The organism is Rhizobium tumorigenes (genome assembly GCF_003240565.2).
Taxonomy (GTDB): domain Bacteria; phylum Pseudomonadota; class Alphaproteobacteria; order Rhizobiales; family Rhizobiaceae; genus Rhizobium; species Rhizobium tumorigenes.
The window spans coordinates 1,019,461-1,037,149 of the sequence record NZ_CP117255.1; the positions used below are offsets into that span (position 1 = coordinate 1,019,461).

A 17,689-nucleotide genomic window follows, 5' to 3' on the forward strand; every position below is an offset into this window, starting at 1 on the left:
TATAGTCGGGGCGGGAGAGTGTGCAGTCCGGTCTTGATTTCCGCTGGCTGCCATCTGTGGTGAGGAGCGCAGCATGATACAGCCTGTACTATCGGCAATGGCCGTCTATTTCGTCGTCTGGTGGATCACGCTCTTCGCCATTCTGCCGATCGGCCTCCGCACGCAGGAGGAAGATAACCATGTTGTGCTCGGCACTGTCGCAAGCGCCCCGACGAAATTCAGGGCTGCAAGGGTGGTGATGCTGACGACGCTGACATCCGGTATTCTCTACGGCACGTGGTATATCTGTTCCACCTATCTGGGCCTCAGTATCGACGCCATTCCGCAGATCGTTCCGCGCTTCGAATAGTGGAATTGGATGTCGCAGCGGGTGGCAGGCAATAATCGGCAGGGTTGCTGTGTTTGCTGCAACCCGTGCACTGCGTCACACGCCTCTCATCTATCGGCTGCATAGACCACGCTTTGTGCAGTCCGATCTGTCATATCGTCGTTAATATGTTGGGCCTTGTGAGAAGCCAAAAAAAAACAAGGCCAGAAGCCTTGTTTTCAAAGTATCGCGTGATCCGTAACCGTTACCGGGGCTGCGACGAAGCGCGCCTAAGATCTAATCCTCCCAAGACTTGACCGCGAGATCGACAGGAATTTAATCATCCTGCCTCTTTTGTGAGCTGAAACTAGCCCAAGGATGGGGCTTTGTCATCTGTTTTTTTGCATATTTGTTACACTCGCGCAAATTTTTTCTGTTGACAAGTTTTTGCTAAAGTCGTCAATCGTGCGTCATTTTGGCGCGGTGTGCCGAAAGGTGGGGATGGCGCATGCCGGGCCTCCGATGCACTGTGAAGGCGGGCAAATGCGGGTTTCTTTCCGCCTGCGAAGCAGCTATGAACGCCCCCAGCGTTAACTTTTTTGCGATTCCGCTAAAAGCGGATCCATGCAACCTCTGGAATATGCGATGCGCCTGTCCCGATACTTCATGCCTATCCTCAAGGAAAATCCCAAGGAAGCGGAAATCGTCTCGCATCGTCTGATGCTGCGCGCCGGCATGATCCGACAGCAGAGCCAGGGCATCTACTCGTGGCTGCCGCTCGGCAAGCGTGTTCTCGACAAGGTCAACAACATCATCCGCGAGGAGCAGAACCGCTCCGGCGCCATAGAGCTGTCGATGCCGACACTTCAGTCGGCCGAACTCTGGCAGGAAAGCGGACGTTACGAAGCGTACGGCAAGGAAATGCTGCGCATCAAGGACCGTCAGGACCGGCCAATGCTCTACGGCCCGACCAACGAGGAAATGATCACCGACATTTTCCGTTCGTCGGTCAAATCCTACAAGGATCTGCCTCTCAACCTCTATCACATCCAGCTGAAATTCCGCGATGAGATCCGTCCGCGCTTTGGTACCATGCGCTCGCGCGAGTTCATGATGAAGGACGCCTATTCCTTCGACCTGACCAAGGAGGGTGCAGAACATTCTTACAAGAAGATGTTCGCGGCCTACCTGCGGACGTTCGAGCGGCTTGGCCTGCGCGCCATCCCGATGCGCGCCGACACCGGCCCCATTGGCGGCGACCTCAGCCATGAGTTCATCATTCTGGCCGACACCGGCGAGTCGGAAGTCTTCAGCCACCGCGACTTTGTGAAATTCGACATCCCCGCCGAGGACACGGACTTCGACGACATCGCCGGTATCAACGCGATCTTCGAAAAGTGGACATCGGTCTATGCCGCCACTTCCGAAATGCACGACGAGGTGGCCTTCGACGCCATCCCCGATAGCGAGCGCCTTTCCGCACGCGGTATCGAAGTCGGCCACATCTTCTATTTCGGCACCAAATATTCCGAGCCAATGAACGCCAAGGTTCAGGGTCCCGATGGCAAGGAGCACCTCGTTCACATGGGCTCCTACGGCATCGGGCCGACGCGTCTGGTGCCCGCCATCATCGAAGCGTCGCACGATGAAAACGGAATCATCTGGCCAGCATCCGTATCTCCCTTCGATGCCATCATCATTAACATGAAGGCGGGTGACGAAGCCTGTGATTCTGCCTGCGAAAAGCTTTATTCGACGCTTACCAAGGCGGGCAGGGACATCCTCCTCGATGATCGCGACGACCGGGCCGGCACAAAATTCGCGACGGCAGACCTGATCGGCGTGCCGCTGCAGATCATCGTCGGTCCGCGCTCCGTGGCGTCGGGCGAGGTGGAGGTCAAGGATCGCAAGACCGGTGCGCGCGAGACCATGACCATGGACGCTGCAATCAACCGCCTTCTGGGCTGAGCGAAGGACGACAGGGTATGGCGGTAAGCGGCGCGGCAGTGGCCAAGCAGGAAAAGACGTCTGGCGCTCGCTCGCCGTCGCGTGCGTTCTCTGCATTCGAACGGCTCGTTGCCTGGCGCTACCTGCGCGCCCGGCGCAAGGAAGCCTACATCTCGGTGATTGCCGGCTTTTCCTTCATCGGCATCATGCTCGGCGTCGCGACGCTGATCATCGTGATGGCGGTCATGAACGGTTTCCGCACCGAACTCATTTCCCGTATCCTCGGCCTCAACGGCCATGTCATCGTGCAGCCCATCGATACTCCGCTGAACGACTATGCGGCACTTGCCAAGAAGTTCGCGGCTGTTCCGGGCGTGACAATGGCCCTGCCGCTGGTGGAGGGCGAAACGCTCGCCTCCGGCCGTGGTGGCGTCGGCAGCGGCGCGCTGATCCGCGGTATCCGTGCCGAGGATCTGGAGAAGCTCAAGACTGTCTCCGGCAACATCAAGAGCGGCGACATGGTGGGCTTTGCCGCCGGCACCGGTGTGCTGATCGGCTCGCGCATGGCGCAGCAGCTGGGTCTGGCCGCCGGCGACCAGATCACTCTCATTGCCCCCGACGGCGACGTCACGCCATTCGGCGTCAACCCGCGCGTGAAGTCCTACACGGTCTCCGGTATCTTCGAGATCGGCATGTCCGAATATGATTCTTCCATCGTCTTCATGCCGCTCGAGGAAGCGCAGCTCTATTTCAACTCGCCCGGCATCGTCCAATCCATCGAGATCTTCGTCAACAAGCCCGACGATGTCGATACCATCAAGCCCCTGATCGAAGCTGCGGCCGGCCGGCAGGTCTATCTCACCGACTGGCGCGCCCGCAACGAGACTTTCTTCTCGGCCCTCCAGGTCGAGCGCAACGTCATGTTCATGATCCTGACGATGATCGTGCTGGTCGCGGCGCTCAACATTATCTCCGGCCTGATCATGCTGGTGAAAGACAAGGGCAGCGACATCGCCATTCTGAGGACGATGGGGGCAACATCCGGCTCCATTATGCGGATATTCTTCATGACCGGGGCAGCCATCGGCATCGTCGGCACGTTTGGCGGTGTGGCGCTCGGCGTCCTCGTTTGCATCAATATCGAATCCATCCGCAAATTTTTCTCCTGGGTGTCCGGCACCGTCCTGTTCGATCCGCAGCTGTATTTCCTGAGCAAGCTGCCGGCCGAGATGAACCTCAGCGAAACTGTTACCGTCGTCGTCATGGCGCTTTGCCTGTCGTTCCTCGCCACGATCTTCCCCGCCTGGCGTGCCTCGCGGCTCGACCCGGTCCAGGCGCTGCGCTATGAATAAGGATGCCAGCATTTCCATGAAATCCAACGTCGTGCTTCAGCTGACCGGCATCGATCGCCACTATGGTGAGGGCGAGACCATGCTCTCGATCCTGAAGGACGCAGATTTCGCGCTCCATCGCGGCGAAATAGTCGCGCTCGTCGCTCCGTCCGGCACCGGCAAGTCGACACTGCTTCACGTCGCCGGCCTGCTCGAGCAGCCCGATTCCGGCGATGTGACGATCAACGGTAATCCCTGCAACAACCTCACCGACGAGAAGCGCACGGCCATCCGTCGCAACGACATCGGCTTTGTCTACCAGTTTCACCACCTGCTGCCAGAATTCTCGGCTATCGAAAACGTAATGATGCCGCAAATGATCGCCGGACTGACGCAGAAGGAGGCCCGGGCCAGGGCAAACCAGCTACTCGACTACATGCGCGTCGGCCATCGCGGCGAGCACCGCCCGGCCGAACTCTCCGGCGGCGAACAGCAGCGCGTTGCCATCGCCCGTGCCGTCGCCAATGCGCCATTGGTGCTTCTCGCCGATGAGCCGACCGGCAATCTCGACCCCGGCACCGCCCACTACGTCTTCGATGCTTTGGAGGCTCTGGTGCGCCAATCGGGCCTGGCCGCGATGATCGCTACTCACAACCACGATCTCGCTGCCCGCATGGACCGTCGCGTCACGATCTCGGGCGGCAAGGTCGTCGAATTCTGATGGTCGTGCCGGTCAAGGCACGATGAGGCCGCCGCGATAATCGAGTTCATAGGCCGCGCGGCCGTCGACCATGATATGCTCCCGCCCGCTGGAATGGGTGCAATCACCGAGACTCTCGTCCTTGTAGCGACCGAAGTCATGGTCGAACTCCAGCCCGCCCAGGAACCGCTTCTCCTCGAGATAGAGATGCCGCAACGCTGCCTTGATGACGCAGCCTGCCTTCGCAGCATCGATCAGTGCAGGCTCGATGATCCTCCCGAAATAATTCATCGCCCAAATGGCCTCGCCTGAAAACCACACCACCTCCTGGCCGGCAAAATCGGAGCCTCCAAAATAGCTGTCGAGATAGCGCCAGCGACCGCCCTCATAACCGATGTCGTGGGATCCCGGACGACAGGAAGATAGTTTCACCGCATCCGCCACGTAGGTCTGCGATTTCGCCACGACGATAAAGTCATTCAGCAGCGCCCAATCCATAACTGCTCCCCCAGAGTGCATTCCCAGGGTTGCATTTTGATGCGGCCGTGTAAAGAACAAAATAAGAACAAATGTATCTGATCGCAGGCGCGGTAATTGTCCCAACGCTCATTCATCGCGGATGCCACACGCGTCCAAGGCGGGTTGATCCGCCAAGTCGGCAACTGCAACTGTCCTCGCGTCGACCTTGCGTTCCTTGCCACCGCTGCTGACCTTGCCGCTAAGCACATTATCGCAGGTGCCGCTGTTGTCGGGATCCAGCGTGTCGTGATGGGTGTAAGTGAAGCCGGCAACGACGAACGTCGCGTTGCGATAAGCTATCGTCAGCGTCTGCTCCCAGCGGTCGCGTCCACCACCGCTGTTTTCCGAATGGACGGAGATCGAGCCGTTAGGCTGGGCCGATATGCCTGCGTCCCTGCCGAACATTCCGTTGAGACTGGTATTGCCGGATACCTTGTTCGGTGCTGCTGCGGCGAGATGAAGGAGGAGATGCTCCTTGTCGCGCAGGTAGATGTCGATGCCGATGTCGTCGCCGTCTTCCTCGGGGGTGATGAGCAGGGCGAGGTCAGCATTGCCGTCCCTGTTCCAGTCGCCGATCGCAGCTCCGATGATCTTTTCCGGCGCGATATCGCCGGCAAATGCACTCGACACGCATAAGGCAGCACCGAGCAGCGACAGGGCCAAATTTTTCATAATCATCTCCTCCACGCACGCTCATAGCATGGCGTCGGTGCGCTTCCAGCCATAGGGCCTTGCGTGGCAGCATTTGAGTCAAGCCCGCTGAAAATGCTGTTGACAGGTGAATGTAAACAGAACATATAAGGAACATAACAACACCGGAGAGGCCCAATGACCGATATTATTCGAGACGTCGCCGCTTTCGCCTCCATCGTCATGTTCGTCGCCAGCCTGTCGATCATCGTCATGGCGATGTAAGTTTTCGGGTATGACCGCCCCCGCGTGGTCGTGCCGACTTGAGTTGTTCTGGACTTTGCCAGCCGCTATGCCGACAATAGCACCGATTCATTCGGGCATGCGGAAGGGCGTATCATGGCAGAGGCAACTGACAGGCAGGGCGGACCCTCGGGATCGTCGCCGGAGTTCGTGCATCTGCGTGTGCATTCGGCATATTCGCTTCTAGAAGGCGCTTTGCCGCTCAAGAAGATCCTCGCCAAGGCTTCAAGCGACAGCCAGCCGGCTCTGGCGATTACCGACACCAACAACCTGTTCATCGCGCTCGAGTTCTCCCAGAAGGCAATGGACGAAGGCCTGCAGCCGATCATCGGCTGCCAGGTTTCAATCGACATGGAAGACGCCGTCGAGGGCGAGAAGCGCAACGGCCAGCAGGGGCTCACCAAGCTGCCTGCCATCGTGCTTCTGGCGGCCAGCGACGCCGGCTATGAGCGCATGGTCGATCTCGTCAGCCGCGCCTATCTCGGCGGCGACAATAGTCAGGCCGTGCACGTCAAGGCGTCCTGGCTGGAGGAGATCGGTACAGACGGCCTGATCGCGCTGTCCGGCTCCGTTGGTGGGCCCGTCGATATCGAAATCAAGGAAGGCCATCCGCAGAAGGCGGTGGCGAGGCTGCTGCGCCTGAAGGCGCTGTTCGGCGACCGGCTCTATGTCGAGCTACAGCGCCACGGCACCTATGATCGCCGCCACGAACAACGCATGATTGCACTCGCCTACGAGCACGAACTGCCGTTGGTCGCCACCAACGAGGCCTTCTTTCCGACCCGCGACGACTACGATGCCCATGATGCGCTGATGGCTGTCGCCCACAATGCGATCGTCTCGGACGACAGCCGGTTTCGCCTGACGCCGGACCACTATCTGAAAAGCCGCGCCGAAATGGCAAAGCTGTTTGCCGATCTGCCGGAGGCGCTGGCCAACACCATCGAGATCGCAGAGCGCTGTGCCTTCGTGCTGCAGACCCGCAAGCCGATCCTGCCGCGTTTTACCGGCGCCAGCGATGATCCGAAGGAGGCCGAGCGCGCCGAGGCGCTTGAACTGCGGGCTCAGGCTGTCGAAGGGCTCGATATGCGGCTGGCGACACTGGGCACGGCGCCGGGCTATGACGAACAGGTCTATCGCGACCGGCTGGAATTCGAACTCGGCGTTATCGAGCGCATGGGTTTTCCGGGCTACTTCCTGATCGTTGCCGACTTCATCAAGTGGGCGAAGAACGAGGATATCCCGGTTGGTCCCGGGCGCGGATCGGGAGCAGGCTCGCTGGTCGCCTATGCGCTGACCATCACCGATGTCGACCCTTTGCGTTTCTCGCTGCTGTTCGAGCGCTTTCTCAATCCCGATCGTGTGTCGATGCCCGACTTCGACATCGACTTCTGCCAGGACCGGCGCGAAGAAGTCATCCGCTACGTCCAGAAGAAGTACGGCCGCGAGCAGGTGGCGCAGATCATCACCTTCGGTTCGCTGCAAGCCCGTGCCGCCCTGCGCGATGTCGGCCGCGTGCTGGAAATGCCCTATGGCCAGGTCGACAAGATATCTAAGCTGGTGCCGAACAACCCGGCCAATCCGGTGACGCTCGCACAGGCGATCAAGGACGAGCCGCGATTTCAGGAGGAGGCCGACAAGGAGCCGGTGGTCGCGCGCCTGCTCGACATCGCCCAGAAACTGGAGGGTCTCTATCGCCACGCCTCGACCCACGCCGCCGGTATCGTCATCGGCGACCGGCCGCTGTCGAAGCTGGTGCCTATGTACCGCGATCCGCGCTCCGACATGCCGGTCACCCAGTTCAACATGAAGTGGGTCGAACAGGCTGGTCTCGTCAAGTTCGACTTTCTCGGCCTGAAGACTTTAACGGTGCTGAAGACGGCAGTCGATTTCGTGAAACTCCGCGGCATATCGGTCGATCTTGCCACCATTCCACTCGATGACGCGGTGACCTACGAGAAGCTGGCGCGCGGCGAAACGGTCGGCATCTTCCAGGTGGAAAGCCAGGGGATGCGCAAGGCGCTGCTCGGCATGCGGCCCGACTGCATCGAGGACATCATCGCGCTGGTGGCGCTTTATCGTCCCGGCCCGATGGAAAATATCCCGACCTACAATGCCCGCAAGCACGGCGAGGAGGAGATCGAGTCGATCCACCCAATGATCGACCACCTCGTCAAGGAAACGCAGGGCGTCATCGTCTACCAGGAACAGGTGATGCAGATCGCCCAGGTCCTGTCGGGCTACTCGCTCGGCGAGGCGGATCTTTTGCGCCGCGCCATGGGCAAGAAGATCAAGGCGGAGATGGACCAGCAGCGCGTTCGCTTCGTCGAAGGTTCGATGAAGAACGGCGTCTCGAAGGTGCAGTCCGACAACATTTTCGAACTTCTGGCCAAATTCGCCAATTACGGGTTCAACAAGTCGCATGCCGCCGCCTACGCCATCGTCTCCTACCAGACGGCCTATATGAAGGCCCACTACCCGGTCGAGTTCCTCGCCGCGTCGATGACGCTGGACATGGCCAACACCGAAAAGGTCAACGATTTCCGTCAGGATGCCAAGCGCCTGGGCATCGACGTCGTGGCGCCCTCGGTACAAACCTCGTTCCGCCATTTCCAGACCGGCGACCGGACGATCTTCTATTCGCTGGCTGCCATCAAAGGAGTTGGCGATGCCGCCGTCGAACACATCGTCGAAGTGCGTGGTGACAAGCCCTTTGCCAGTATCGAGGATTTCTGCCTGCGTATCGACCCGAAACAGGTCAATCGCCGCGTTCTGGAAAGCCTGCTGTATGCCGGCGCCTTCGATTGCTTCGGGATCGACCGGGCCCAGCTTCTGGCAGGCATGGAACGGCTGATTGGCTATGCCCAGCTTGCGCAGGAAAACCGCCGCAGCGGCCAGCATGACATGTTCGGCTCTGGCTCCGCCTCAGGCCCGGAAAGGATTTCCTTCCCGGCCTTCACGCCTTGGCTAGCCTCCGAACGGCTGCTGAAGGAGTTCCAGGTTCTCGGTTTCTACCTCACCGCCCATCCGCTCGATGCCTATAGCGGGGTACTCGACAAATTACGGGTGCAGAGCTTTGCCGACTTTGCTGCCGGCATCAAGCACGGCGCCGGCAATGCGCGGCTGGCCGGCACCGTCATCGCCAAGCAGGAGCGCAAGACGCGCACCGGCAACAAGATGGGGATCTACACATTCTCGGACGCCACCGGCCAGTTCGAGGCTGTCATGTTTTCCGAATTGCTGGCGCAGTACCGCGACATCCTAGAGGTGGGCAAATCCTTCGTGCTGACGGCCGCCGCCGAGGAGAGGCCCGAAGGTATCAGCCTGCGGCTGAATTCCGTGCAGTCGCTGGAGGAAAAATCGCTGCAGATGCAGAAGGCCATGCGCGTCTTCGTGCGCGATTCAGGCCCGCTGAAGATGGTGGCCGCCCATCTCAACGCCAGGGGCGACGGCCTTGTATCCTTCATCGTCATCAAGGAAGACGGCAAGCGCGAGGTTGAAGTCGCGCTGCCCGATAAGTACCGCATCTCACCGGAAATTGCCGCCGCCATGCGAAGTGCGCCGGGGGTCATAGACGTCGAGCTGGTTTGACAGGGTTACCCCTTCGTCGCCAGGCCGCCACGCCGCGTGATGGTGATGAAGTCGGTGCCATCGCCGGTCTCCGGGCCGACGCCGGTGTCCGATATGGTCAGAGACGATCCCGTTGTCAGAAGGCCCTCGATCTTTTGCCTGACGTCATCGGGGATGGAGATGCGATCAAGCGCCCGGTCGGCGGCATCCAAGCCCTCCGATTGTTGCTCGCTGGTGATCCCGAAGCGCTTTTTCGTATCCTTGGACAGGTCGCCCTCCAGCGTCATGCCATACCACTGCGCCTGACCAATGGCGCGTTCCACGTCGTGGGCCGTGAAGAAATGCGTTCCGAGCGCTTCCTGTGGCTCGGCAATGGTGGCCGATGCCTCAAGCACCGGCTTGAAGCCCTGACGTACCATGATCGCACCGTTCGGTGGCTCGCCCTTGCCGGCGGCGGCATAGACGGCCTTCATCAGTTCCGGCCCGATCAGTCCGCCTATTGCGGGTAGGCCATGGGCACTGCGAAAATCGCGGATAGCCCGGACGGTGGCAGGGCCGAGATAGCCATCAGGAAGGCCTGCATCGAAACCGAGGGTGGATAGAAGCTGCTGGAGATCGCGGACGTTTTCGCGCAAGCCGCGCCGGGTGATCAGGATGCTGAGCGGCGCCTCGTTGCGCGGGGCAGTGAGCGCCGGCGCCGGTGGCAGCGAGGCGGTGTCGTTCATGGCAACCTCCACCGGCTCGGCGCGCAGCAGGAAGCCCGAGGTCGTCGGACGCAAAGACAGCTCGGAAAACATCGGGCCGCTTATCGTCGGAGCCAGCGGATGAAACAGCGTGGCGTGCTCGATCGGCTGGGGTGCGACGGCGGTGTCACTTATGACCACGTGCACGCCGGGCTGCGTCATCGCGTAGAGCTTCTTGGCGAAGGCCTTCGGCATGCGCACGCAGCCGTGAGATGCCGGATAGTTCGGCACAGAGCTCGATTCGTGAAGGGCGATGCCCGACCATGTCAGCCTTTGCATGAACGGCATCGGCGAATTCGAATAGATGTTGGAACGGTGGTAGACCTCCTTTTCCAGGACCGAAAAGATGCCCGATGGCGTCGAATGGCCGGATTTTCCAGTCGATACTTTCGAGGTCGCAACCACGGTGTCGCCGTCATAGACCGATAGCTGCTGCCGGTTCGTCGACACGACGATCTGAAGTACCCGGGCATCGGCCGCCTCGGCCGGATGGGTCAGTGCGGTGGCCGAAAGCAGGCCGATACCAAGAACCAGACGCGTAAACATGATGTCCACCAAAAACGCAATACTCGTGACGATGACCATAGCGACTGAAGTTTAAGGAAGACTTGAGACCTCTTGGAATGCAATTAAAGATTGCGTTAGCACGCAATGATATTGTCACAGCGGCTTGGCGATAAGTAAACCCTACAGCCATCCAATTTCGACAGTGTTAGCCAGCGCGTGTGACTCCTGACTTCAGGCTCTTTAGCCCCATCGAAGTCTGACAAGGCTTATCTCTCTTCGCCACCGAGGCTCCCGACCATGTCTTTCGTGACCTCGACGATCAGGGATCTTAGCCAGCGGTGGGCCGGGTCCTGGCGATAGCGGACGTGCCAAGCCAATTCGACGGGGAATGTGCCGAGGTCCACGGGCGCAGGCAGGACCCGCAATCGCGGGTCCGCAGCAAGGTGGCGGCAAATGAGGCCGGGCAGGGTGGCGCAGTAGTCTGTCACGGCGATCATCTCTGGCACGGCCAGAAAGTGTGTGACGGAAACGGCGACCTCGCGGTTCAGGCCCTTCTGTCCAAGTGCCTGGAAAAGACCGGCCCGCAGCCGTCCAGGCGGGATAACGTTGACATGCTTGAGGGTCTCGTACTGTTCCCTTGAGATAGCGTCGCGGATGTCAGGATGTCCGGCTCTTACGACACAGGCCAGCCCATCGTCCATCAGGTGCTGGACGACGAGGTTGTCCGGCGGTTCCACGATCCGGCCGATCACGATATCGGTCGCACCGGATACCGCGCCGGCTTCCGTGGCATCGTTGTTGAAGGGTATGAGACGCAGCCTGATGCCGGGCGCGCGTTCGCGTAGTTTCGAAACGATCGAGGGCATCAGGACAAATTCGACATAGCTGTTCGGTGCGATAGTGAAGAGCCGCTCGGCGTGCCGCGGATCGAAATCCTGCTGCCCGACGATTGCCTCATCGATCTTGGCGAGAGCATCGATGATTACAGGGGCTAGCTCTTCTGCCATCTGCGTCGGCCTCATGCCATAGCGCTCCCGGATAAACAGCGGGTCGCGCAGCGTCTCGCGCAGTCGGTTCAGGGCGTTCGACAGGGCCGGCTGGGTTATGCCCAACCGCTCGGCTGCACGGGTGACATTGCGCTCCTCCATCATGACGATGAAAACCGGTAGCAAATTGAGATCATACTTCATCCAGTCATCATCTTTGATGAATATCTGAAATACAACTAATAAATTTCCGAAATTCCTTGATGGCGCGCATAGTCACCTCATCGGAAACGACGGCGCCGCCACAAGCGGCTCGTCGAACCCGGAAGGAGGGCGTGGCGTGGTGTCGGGCCCGATTTCGAAACCCTCGATGGGATCTGTAAAATGAAAATTCTGATGGTTCTGACCTCGCATGACGAACTTGGCAACACTGGCCGTAAGACCGGTTTCTGGCTGGAGGAGTTCGCCGCTCCCTATTATGCATTCCGTCAGGCGGGTGCTGATATCACCGTCGCTTCGCCGGCTGGCGGCCAGCCGCCCCTCGATCCGAAGAGCGACGAAGAGAGCTCCCAGACGGAGCAGACCCGCCGTTTCCACACCGACCCTGAGGCCCAGGCGGTTCTCGCCTTCACCGTTAAGCTTGACTCCGTGTCGCACGAAGACTTTGACGGCGTCTTTTATCCCGGCGGCCATGGCCCCCTGTGGGATCTTGCAGAAGACAAGACCTCGATCGCGCTGATTGAAAACACTTACCGGGCCGGCAAGCCGGTTGCCCTCGTCTGCCACGCACCGGGTGTTCTGCGCCACGTGAAGGCTGCCGACGGAACACCGCTGGTGAGCGGCAAGAAGGTCACCGGCTTCAAGAACTCGGAAGAAGATGGCGTCGGCCTCACGGATGTCGTGCCTTTCCTGGTCGAGGATATGCTGAAGCAGAACGGCGGCGTCTATTCCAGCGGCGATGACTGGGCGTCCTACACAATCAAGGACGGTCTCCTGATCACCGGCCAGAATCCTGGCTCTTCCGTTGAGACGGCAGGCATCCTTGTCGCAGCACTGACCGCCGCCAAGGCTGCGTAAGCAAGGTTAACAGCGTTTCCCGCAGATGTTTTTCGAACAATGGCCAGGCCGTCAAGCCTGGCCATTTTCATGGGGCCATGGGAGTTGCGGCAGTTGTGTCGCCTCCGAATTCAGCGCGGCGGACCACTTCAGTCGCATTCACTTTTCGGATGCGGTTTCGATTTCCCATTGAGATTGCCGCCACGAACTGCTGGTATGATATTCACTCGCCCAGAATTTGCGCTTTTCCGATGATCACCGGAGCGGCTTATGTCGATTTCAGATGCGATCTATCGTCCCTTCGAAACCTTGATCCGGCCGCTCGATATCCCTTATCGGCCATTACCCACCAAAGGCCCCATCGCAGTTCTGCTCCACCTGATTAAAATGTTCCGCGGCGTGCTGATTGCCATGGCGCTGTGTTCGATGGTGGTCGAGGCGATCAACCTGACGATCATCTGGGGGCTTTCGGTGATTGTCGATGGCATCACCACGCAGGGCGTCGCGAGCTTTGTCGATAGCCGGTCGGGGCTGCTGGTGCTGCTCGCCTTGATGATCTTCCCGGTCATGCCAATATTTTTCTATGTCACCAATATCCTGAATTCCCACACCATCGGCATCAGCCTGCCCATCGCCATCCAGTGGCAGGGGCACATGGCGGTGGAGCGACAGGACCTTGCTTTCTTCCACGACCTGTTTGCAGGCCAGGTCGCGTCGCGGCTCAACCAGGTTGCCTATGCCGTCCAGCAACAGATGCTGATCACCTTCCAGACCGCGCCGCGCTTCATGTTGCAGATCTTCGGCTCCGTATTCCTGTTGCTGGCATTGTCGTGGCAACTGGCGCTTCCCGTCATTGTCTGGATTGCGCTGAATATTGCCTTCACCATCAAGGTCGTCCCCGATTTCACGGAACGTGCCCGTCGCTCCGCCAAGCAGAACAGCCTCATCTCCGGAGCGCTGACTGACCTCTACAGCAATATCCAGATGGTCAAGCAGTTTGCCGCCGAAGACAGCGAGGCGGGCACGCTGAGGAAGATCATGTCCGAGGCGGTGCGTACGCTCCATCATGAGCAGCGTATCTACCGGACAACCGAACTGGTCGTCATCAGCTTCAACATGTTGCTCTGGCTGGTGATGCTGGGGATCGGGTTCGTCGGGCTCTACGACCGCTTTGTCACCGTTGGCGATTTCGTGGCGACGGTCTATATCCTGCAGCGTCTGTCGGCGGGATCCTTCACCTTCCTGCAGATGGGCCAGCAAATCTTCAAGGCGCTCGGCACCATCAAGGACGCGATGCCTGTGATGACGACGCCGCAGACGATTACCGATATGCCCGGTGCGAAGAACCTCTCCGTGTCGCATGGGGAGATCCGCTTCGAGGGCGTCGGCTTCTCCTATGCATCGGGCAAGGCCATCATCACCGATCTCTCGCTCACGATAAGACCCGGCGAAAAGATCGGGCTCGTCGGCCTCTCCGGCGCCGGCAAGACGACGTTGGTGAACCTGCTGCTTCGATTTTACGATATCACTGCCGGCACGATCCTGATCGATGGCCAGGATATCCGGGAGGTCACCCAGTCGAGCCTGCGCAAGGGGATCGGCGTCATCGCCCAGGACGTAGCGCTCCTCCACCGCTCGGTCGCAGACAATATCCGCTATGGCCGCCCCGAAGCGTCTCAGGGTCAGATCGAGGCAGCAGCACAGGCTGCACGGGCCAACGATTTCATTGCCGAGCTTGCCGACGGCGAGGGGCGCAAGGGGTTGGATGCCTTCGTCGGAGATCGGGGCATCAAGCTCTCCGGCGGCCAGCGGCAACGGATTGCGATTGCGCGCGTCATTTTGAAGGATGCGCCGATCCTAGTGCTCGACGAGGCGACCTCTGCCCTGGACAGTGAGTCGGAGGCGGCCATCGAGGAAAGGCTGAACGCAGTGATGGAAGGGAAAACGGTGATTGCCATCGCCCATCGGTTGTCGACGATTGCCAGAATGGACAAGATCGTCGTTCTCGATCAGGGAAGGATCGTCGAGGAGGGCAAGCCGGATGCGCTGATCGAACAGGACGGCCTGTTTGCCCGTCTGTGGAAACGCCAGACGGGTGGCTTTATGCCGGAGGAGATCGGCTAGAGGATCGCATGCATTTCCAGACACAAACCAGCCTCGCAGTTTTTCTGGGCGGCTCTGGCAGCATAAGTGAAGGGGCACCTCTTCAGGCCTTCACGACCGCTCGCGCTTCCCGGTGCCAAACGTGTACCCCGTTTCCACCGACGCATCCCCGAACTTGGCCCTGAGCTTGTCCATCGCCGCCTCGGCTGCGGCCCGGCGGGCGGCGGGCTCGTCCACCAGATCGGGCGGATCGGCGCGGCCGGCGTCGCAGAGGTCGCCGACGCCGATGCCGAGAAGGCGGAATTTCGTGCCGTCGGTCTCGGCCTCCAGCAGCCTGAGCCCGGTCCGGAAAATCCGGTCGGCCAGTTGTGTCGGGTCTTCGAGCTTGCGGTTGCGGGTGCGGCTCTTGAAGTCCGCCGTCTTCAGCTTCAACACCACGGTATGGCCGGCGATGTCGCCCTTCTTCAGGCGTCTCGACACTTTTTCGGAGAGGTTGCGCAGAACAGGCACGAGGTCGTCATATCGGGAGATGTCTTCAAAAAAGGTCGTCTCCGCGGACACGCTCTTGGCCGGGTCGTTCAGATGCACCTCGCGATCGTCTATGCCGCGCGCCAGCCGGAACAACCGCTGCCCCATGACGCCGTAGCGGCGCATCAAGGCTCCTTCATCCATCGCCTGCAGCTGGCCGATGGTGCGGATGCCGTCGCCCTCCAGCGTCGTGGCAAACGCCTTGCCGACACCCCAGATGGTGGTTACGGGACGTGGCGCCAGGAATTCGACTGCCTCCTGCCGGCCGATGACCGAAAAGCCGCGCGGTTTGTTGAGGTCGGAGGCGACCTTGGCGAGGAATTTGCAGTAGGACAGGCCGACGGACACCGTGATGCCGATCTCGGACTGCACGCGCCTGGCAAACTTCGCGAGGATGCGGGCAGGGCGGTCCTGGTGCAGACGCTGCGTGCCCGCCAGTTCGAGAAAGGCTTCGTCGATGGAAATCGGCTGCACCAGCGGCGTCAACTCCTCCATCATCTGCCGCACCTCGCGGCCGACCCGCACGTATTTCTGCATGTCCGGGGGAATCACGACCGCGTCGGGACAGGCCTCGAGTGCCTTGTACATCGGCATGGCCGAGCGAACGCCGTGAATGCGGGCGACGTAGCAGCAGGTCGATACGACGCCGCGCTTGCCGCCTCCGATGATTACCGGCTTGTCTGCAAGCTCCGGATTGTCACGCTTTTCGACCGATGCATAGAAGGCGTCGCAATCGATATGGGCGAGCGTCAGGTCGTTGAGCTCGCGGTGGTAGACAAGCCTTGGACTGCCGCAGGCACGGCAACGCTTGACGACCGCCGGTTGGTCGCTCAGGCAATCGCGGCAGAAGCCGAGCATGATATCAGGGGTATAGGTCATGATGAGAACAAATGTTGAACATCATCACTCTATGCATTATGGTGCTACCACTCAAGGATGAAAATCGGCGCAAGAGGTGGAGCATGTATAAGTGCCTGCAGTCCCGGACCTCAAAGGCCGATATGCGCCCGGATCAACCTGTCCGCCGCAGACCAGTCCTCCACGCTGACGATCCCTGGCGAGGGCACCGGGAGGAACGGCCGGAAATCGGCATTGGCCATGAGGTTGACCAGCAGGCAATCCGGCACGGACTTTCCGACCGAGAGCAGGTTTTTCTCGATGTCGTCCAGAAACACAACCGGCTGGGGCCTGTCGCCATGCAACCGCGCAAGCACCGGCCCCTTTGGCTGCTCGGTAGCGATCATCGGAAAGTGAAGACCGAACCTGTCGAGCACGGCGCGGCGGGTTTGCTGGTGGCGCGGCGGCATGGCCGTCAGGAAGACGATATCGGCATCTCCGGCAAGGCCGGTCAGCGTTTCGACGACGCGCTCGGCCGGTATCTGCCACTGGTCCTGCGTCAGGAAGAAATCCTCGAGGAAGGCCGAAACGGTATCGTCGTCCGGCACCGTCCCATCATGGTTCGAGACGACGTTGCCGTGAATGCGGAAGGAGCGCGCCAAAAGGTCGTGGTCCCTGGCGCGCAAAAAGCGGGTGAACGGCGTCAGAAACTCAAGAACGACTTCGTCGATGTCGCAAACCACGAGAGGCCTGTCCCGAAGCGGCACATGTCCGATGTCAGTTGTCTCGTCCAAGATCAGTATTCTCCCGAGCCGAGGCCTGGAGCGGAGAAGTGTGCTGAAGCCGCCATCACCGCCTCCGGCGCAGTGCCTGTCGCCACACAAAAAGCCATAAGCGATGGCTCGTGGTTCATCAGGAAATCCAGGAGACCTCCGAGAAAGCTTGGCTCGTTGACAGCATTGCGCAACTGGGCTGCCTCCATACCGGTCAACGCCAGGAAGCGGCCGAACATATCCGGCTCGTTTGCCAGCCATCCGAGTACAGCAATGGCGATTTCCTGCGGATCTGCGTCAGATCCTTTTGGCATCTTGAAGTTGCTTTGCATTTCGCGGGGCAAATTACCTTTTTCTCAACCAAATGCCGCTAGCGTCACCCTAACGGATTTATCGAATCGGCTTCCGCGCGACCTTATATTTTCGCTGAGTGGATTCAAGGCCGGTGGCGAGGACACTGTATTATGCCCAAGCAAGTGATGATTGTCGAAGACAATGAGCTGAACATGAAGCTCTTTCGCGATCTCATCGAGGCGTGCGGTTACTCGACGATCCAGACCCGCAACGGCATGGAGGCGCTCGAGCTCGCCCGCAAGCACCGTCCCGACCTGATCCTGATGGACATCCAACTGCCGGAAGTCTCCGGGCTGGAAGTGACGAAATGGCTGAAGGAAGACGACGAACTGCACGTCATTCCCGTGATTGCCGTGACTGCTTTCGCGATGAAGGGCGACGAGGAGCGTATCCGCCAGGGCGGCTGCGAAGCCTATGTCTCCAAGCCGATTTCCGTGCCGAAATTCATTGAAACAATAAAGACTTATCTGGGCGACGCCTGAGCGTTGAAAAAGG

At 59.9% G+C, this 17,689-nt stretch carries 15 protein-coding genes; 8 read left to right on the plus strand and 7 right to left on the minus strand.

Translation table 11 applies throughout. The features are described 5' to 3' along the window. The first annotated feature begins 73 nt into the window (after positions 1-73). From PR017_RS05060 to PR017_RS05075, 4 genes are all read left to right on the plus strand, one after another. Positions 74-349 carry a DUF1467 family protein gene (locus PR017_RS05060; protein WP_111220589.1) on the plus strand — a complete coding sequence of 92 codons (276 nt, stop codon included), beginning with the start codon at positions 74-76 and terminating at the stop codon, positions 347-349. Between the two features lie 603 nt (positions 350-952). Then, positions 953-2,275, plus strand: coding sequence for a proline--tRNA ligase (gene proS / locus PR017_RS05065; RefSeq protein ID WP_111220590.1), 1,323 nt, complete (start codon positions 953-955; stop codon positions 2,273-2,275). A gap of 17 nt (positions 2,276-2,292) precedes the next feature. Further along, positions 2,293-3,606 (plus strand): lipoprotein-releasing ABC transporter permease subunit, encoded by a 1,314-nt coding sequence (locus PR017_RS05070; RefSeq protein ID WP_111220591.1) that lies wholly within the window; start codon positions 2,293-2,295, stop codon positions 3,604-3,606. Between the two features lie 16 nt (positions 3,607-3,622). Further along, positions 3,623-4,306, plus strand: a complete 684-nt coding sequence (locus PR017_RS05075; RefSeq protein ID WP_111220803.1) for an ABC transporter ATP-binding protein — start codon at positions 3,623-3,625, stop codon at positions 4,304-4,306. A 12-nt stretch (positions 4,307-4,318) separates the two neighbouring features. Here the strand turns inward: PR017_RS05075 and PR017_RS05080 are convergent, their stop codons facing one another. Together PR017_RS05080 and PR017_RS05085 are read right to left on the minus strand one after the other, a co-directional pair. Next, the gene (locus tag PR017_RS05080; RefSeq protein WP_111220592.1) at positions 4,319-4,783 is read right to left on the minus strand and encodes a DUF5680 domain-containing protein; all 465 of its coding nucleotides are present in this window, start codon (positions 4,781-4,783) and stop codon (positions 4,319-4,321) included. Positions 4,784-4,891: 108 nt separating this feature from the next. Beyond that, on the minus strand, positions 4,892-5,476 hold the full coding sequence (locus tag PR017_RS05085; RefSeq protein ID WP_240539001.1) for a hypothetical protein: 585 nt from the start codon (positions 5,474-5,476) through the stop codon (positions 4,892-4,894). Positions 5,477-5,833: 357 nt separating this feature from the next. Here PR017_RS05085 and dnaE point away from each other — a divergent pair, with 357 nt between their 5' ends. Further along, on the plus strand, positions 5,834-9,328 hold the full coding sequence (gene dnaE / locus PR017_RS05090; protein WP_111220593.1) for a DNA polymerase III subunit alpha: 3,495 nt from the start codon (positions 5,834-5,836) through the stop codon (positions 9,326-9,328). Between the two features lie 5 nt (positions 9,329-9,333). Here the strand turns inward: dnaE and PR017_RS05095 are convergent, their stop codons facing one another. After that, complete coding sequence (locus PR017_RS05095) at positions 9,334-10,596, minus strand: L,D-transpeptidase family protein (RefSeq protein ID WP_111220805.1); 1,263 nt, start codon at positions 10,594-10,596, stop codon at positions 9,334-9,336. A gap of 227 nt (positions 10,597-10,823) precedes the next feature. After that, positions 10,824-11,747, minus strand: coding sequence for a LysR family transcriptional regulator (locus tag PR017_RS05100; protein ID WP_111220594.1), 924 nt, complete (start codon positions 11,745-11,747; stop codon positions 10,824-10,826). 180 nt (positions 11,748-11,927) lie between these two features. On the opposite strand from PR017_RS05100, the gene PR017_RS05105 reads away from it, so the two are divergent. Together PR017_RS05105 and PR017_RS05110 are read left to right on the plus strand one after the other, a co-directional pair. Continuing rightward, positions 11,928-12,620 carry a type 1 glutamine amidotransferase domain-containing protein gene (locus PR017_RS05105; RefSeq protein ID WP_111220595.1) on the plus strand — a complete coding sequence of 231 codons (693 nt, stop codon included), beginning with the start codon at positions 11,928-11,930 and terminating at the stop codon, positions 12,618-12,620. A 249-nt stretch (positions 12,621-12,869) separates the two neighbouring features. Further along, positions 12,870-14,723, plus strand: coding sequence for an ABC transporter ATP-binding protein (locus tag PR017_RS05110; protein ID WP_111220596.1), 1,854 nt, complete (start codon positions 12,870-12,872; stop codon positions 14,721-14,723). Positions 14,724-14,813: 90 nt separating this feature from the next. Here the strand turns inward: PR017_RS05110 and PR017_RS05115 are convergent, their stop codons facing one another. From PR017_RS05115 to PR017_RS05125, 3 genes are all read right to left on the minus strand, one after another. Further along, positions 14,814-16,109 carry a DNA polymerase IV gene (locus PR017_RS05115; RefSeq protein ID WP_111220597.1) on the minus strand — a complete coding sequence of 432 codons (1,296 nt, stop codon included), beginning with the start codon at positions 16,107-16,109 and terminating at the stop codon, positions 14,814-14,816. Positions 16,110-16,219: 110 nt separating this feature from the next. Next, the gene (locus PR017_RS05120; protein ID WP_111220598.1) at positions 16,220-16,861 is read right to left on the minus strand and encodes a hypothetical protein; all 642 of its coding nucleotides are present in this window, start codon (positions 16,859-16,861) and stop codon (positions 16,220-16,222) included. Between the two features lie 2 nt (positions 16,862-16,863). Beyond that, positions 16,864-17,172, minus strand: coding sequence for a DUF3572 domain-containing protein (locus PR017_RS05125; RefSeq protein ID WP_111220599.1), 309 nt, complete (start codon positions 17,170-17,172; stop codon positions 16,864-16,866). A gap of 132 nt (positions 17,173-17,304) precedes the next feature. Between PR017_RS05125 and PR017_RS05130 the strand changes: the two genes are divergently transcribed. Then, positions 17,305-17,676: a response regulator gene (locus PR017_RS05130; protein ID WP_111220600.1), complete on the plus strand. Its 372-nt coding sequence runs from the start codon at positions 17,305-17,307 to the stop codon at positions 17,674-17,676. Positions 17,677-17,689: the final 13 nt, after the last annotated feature.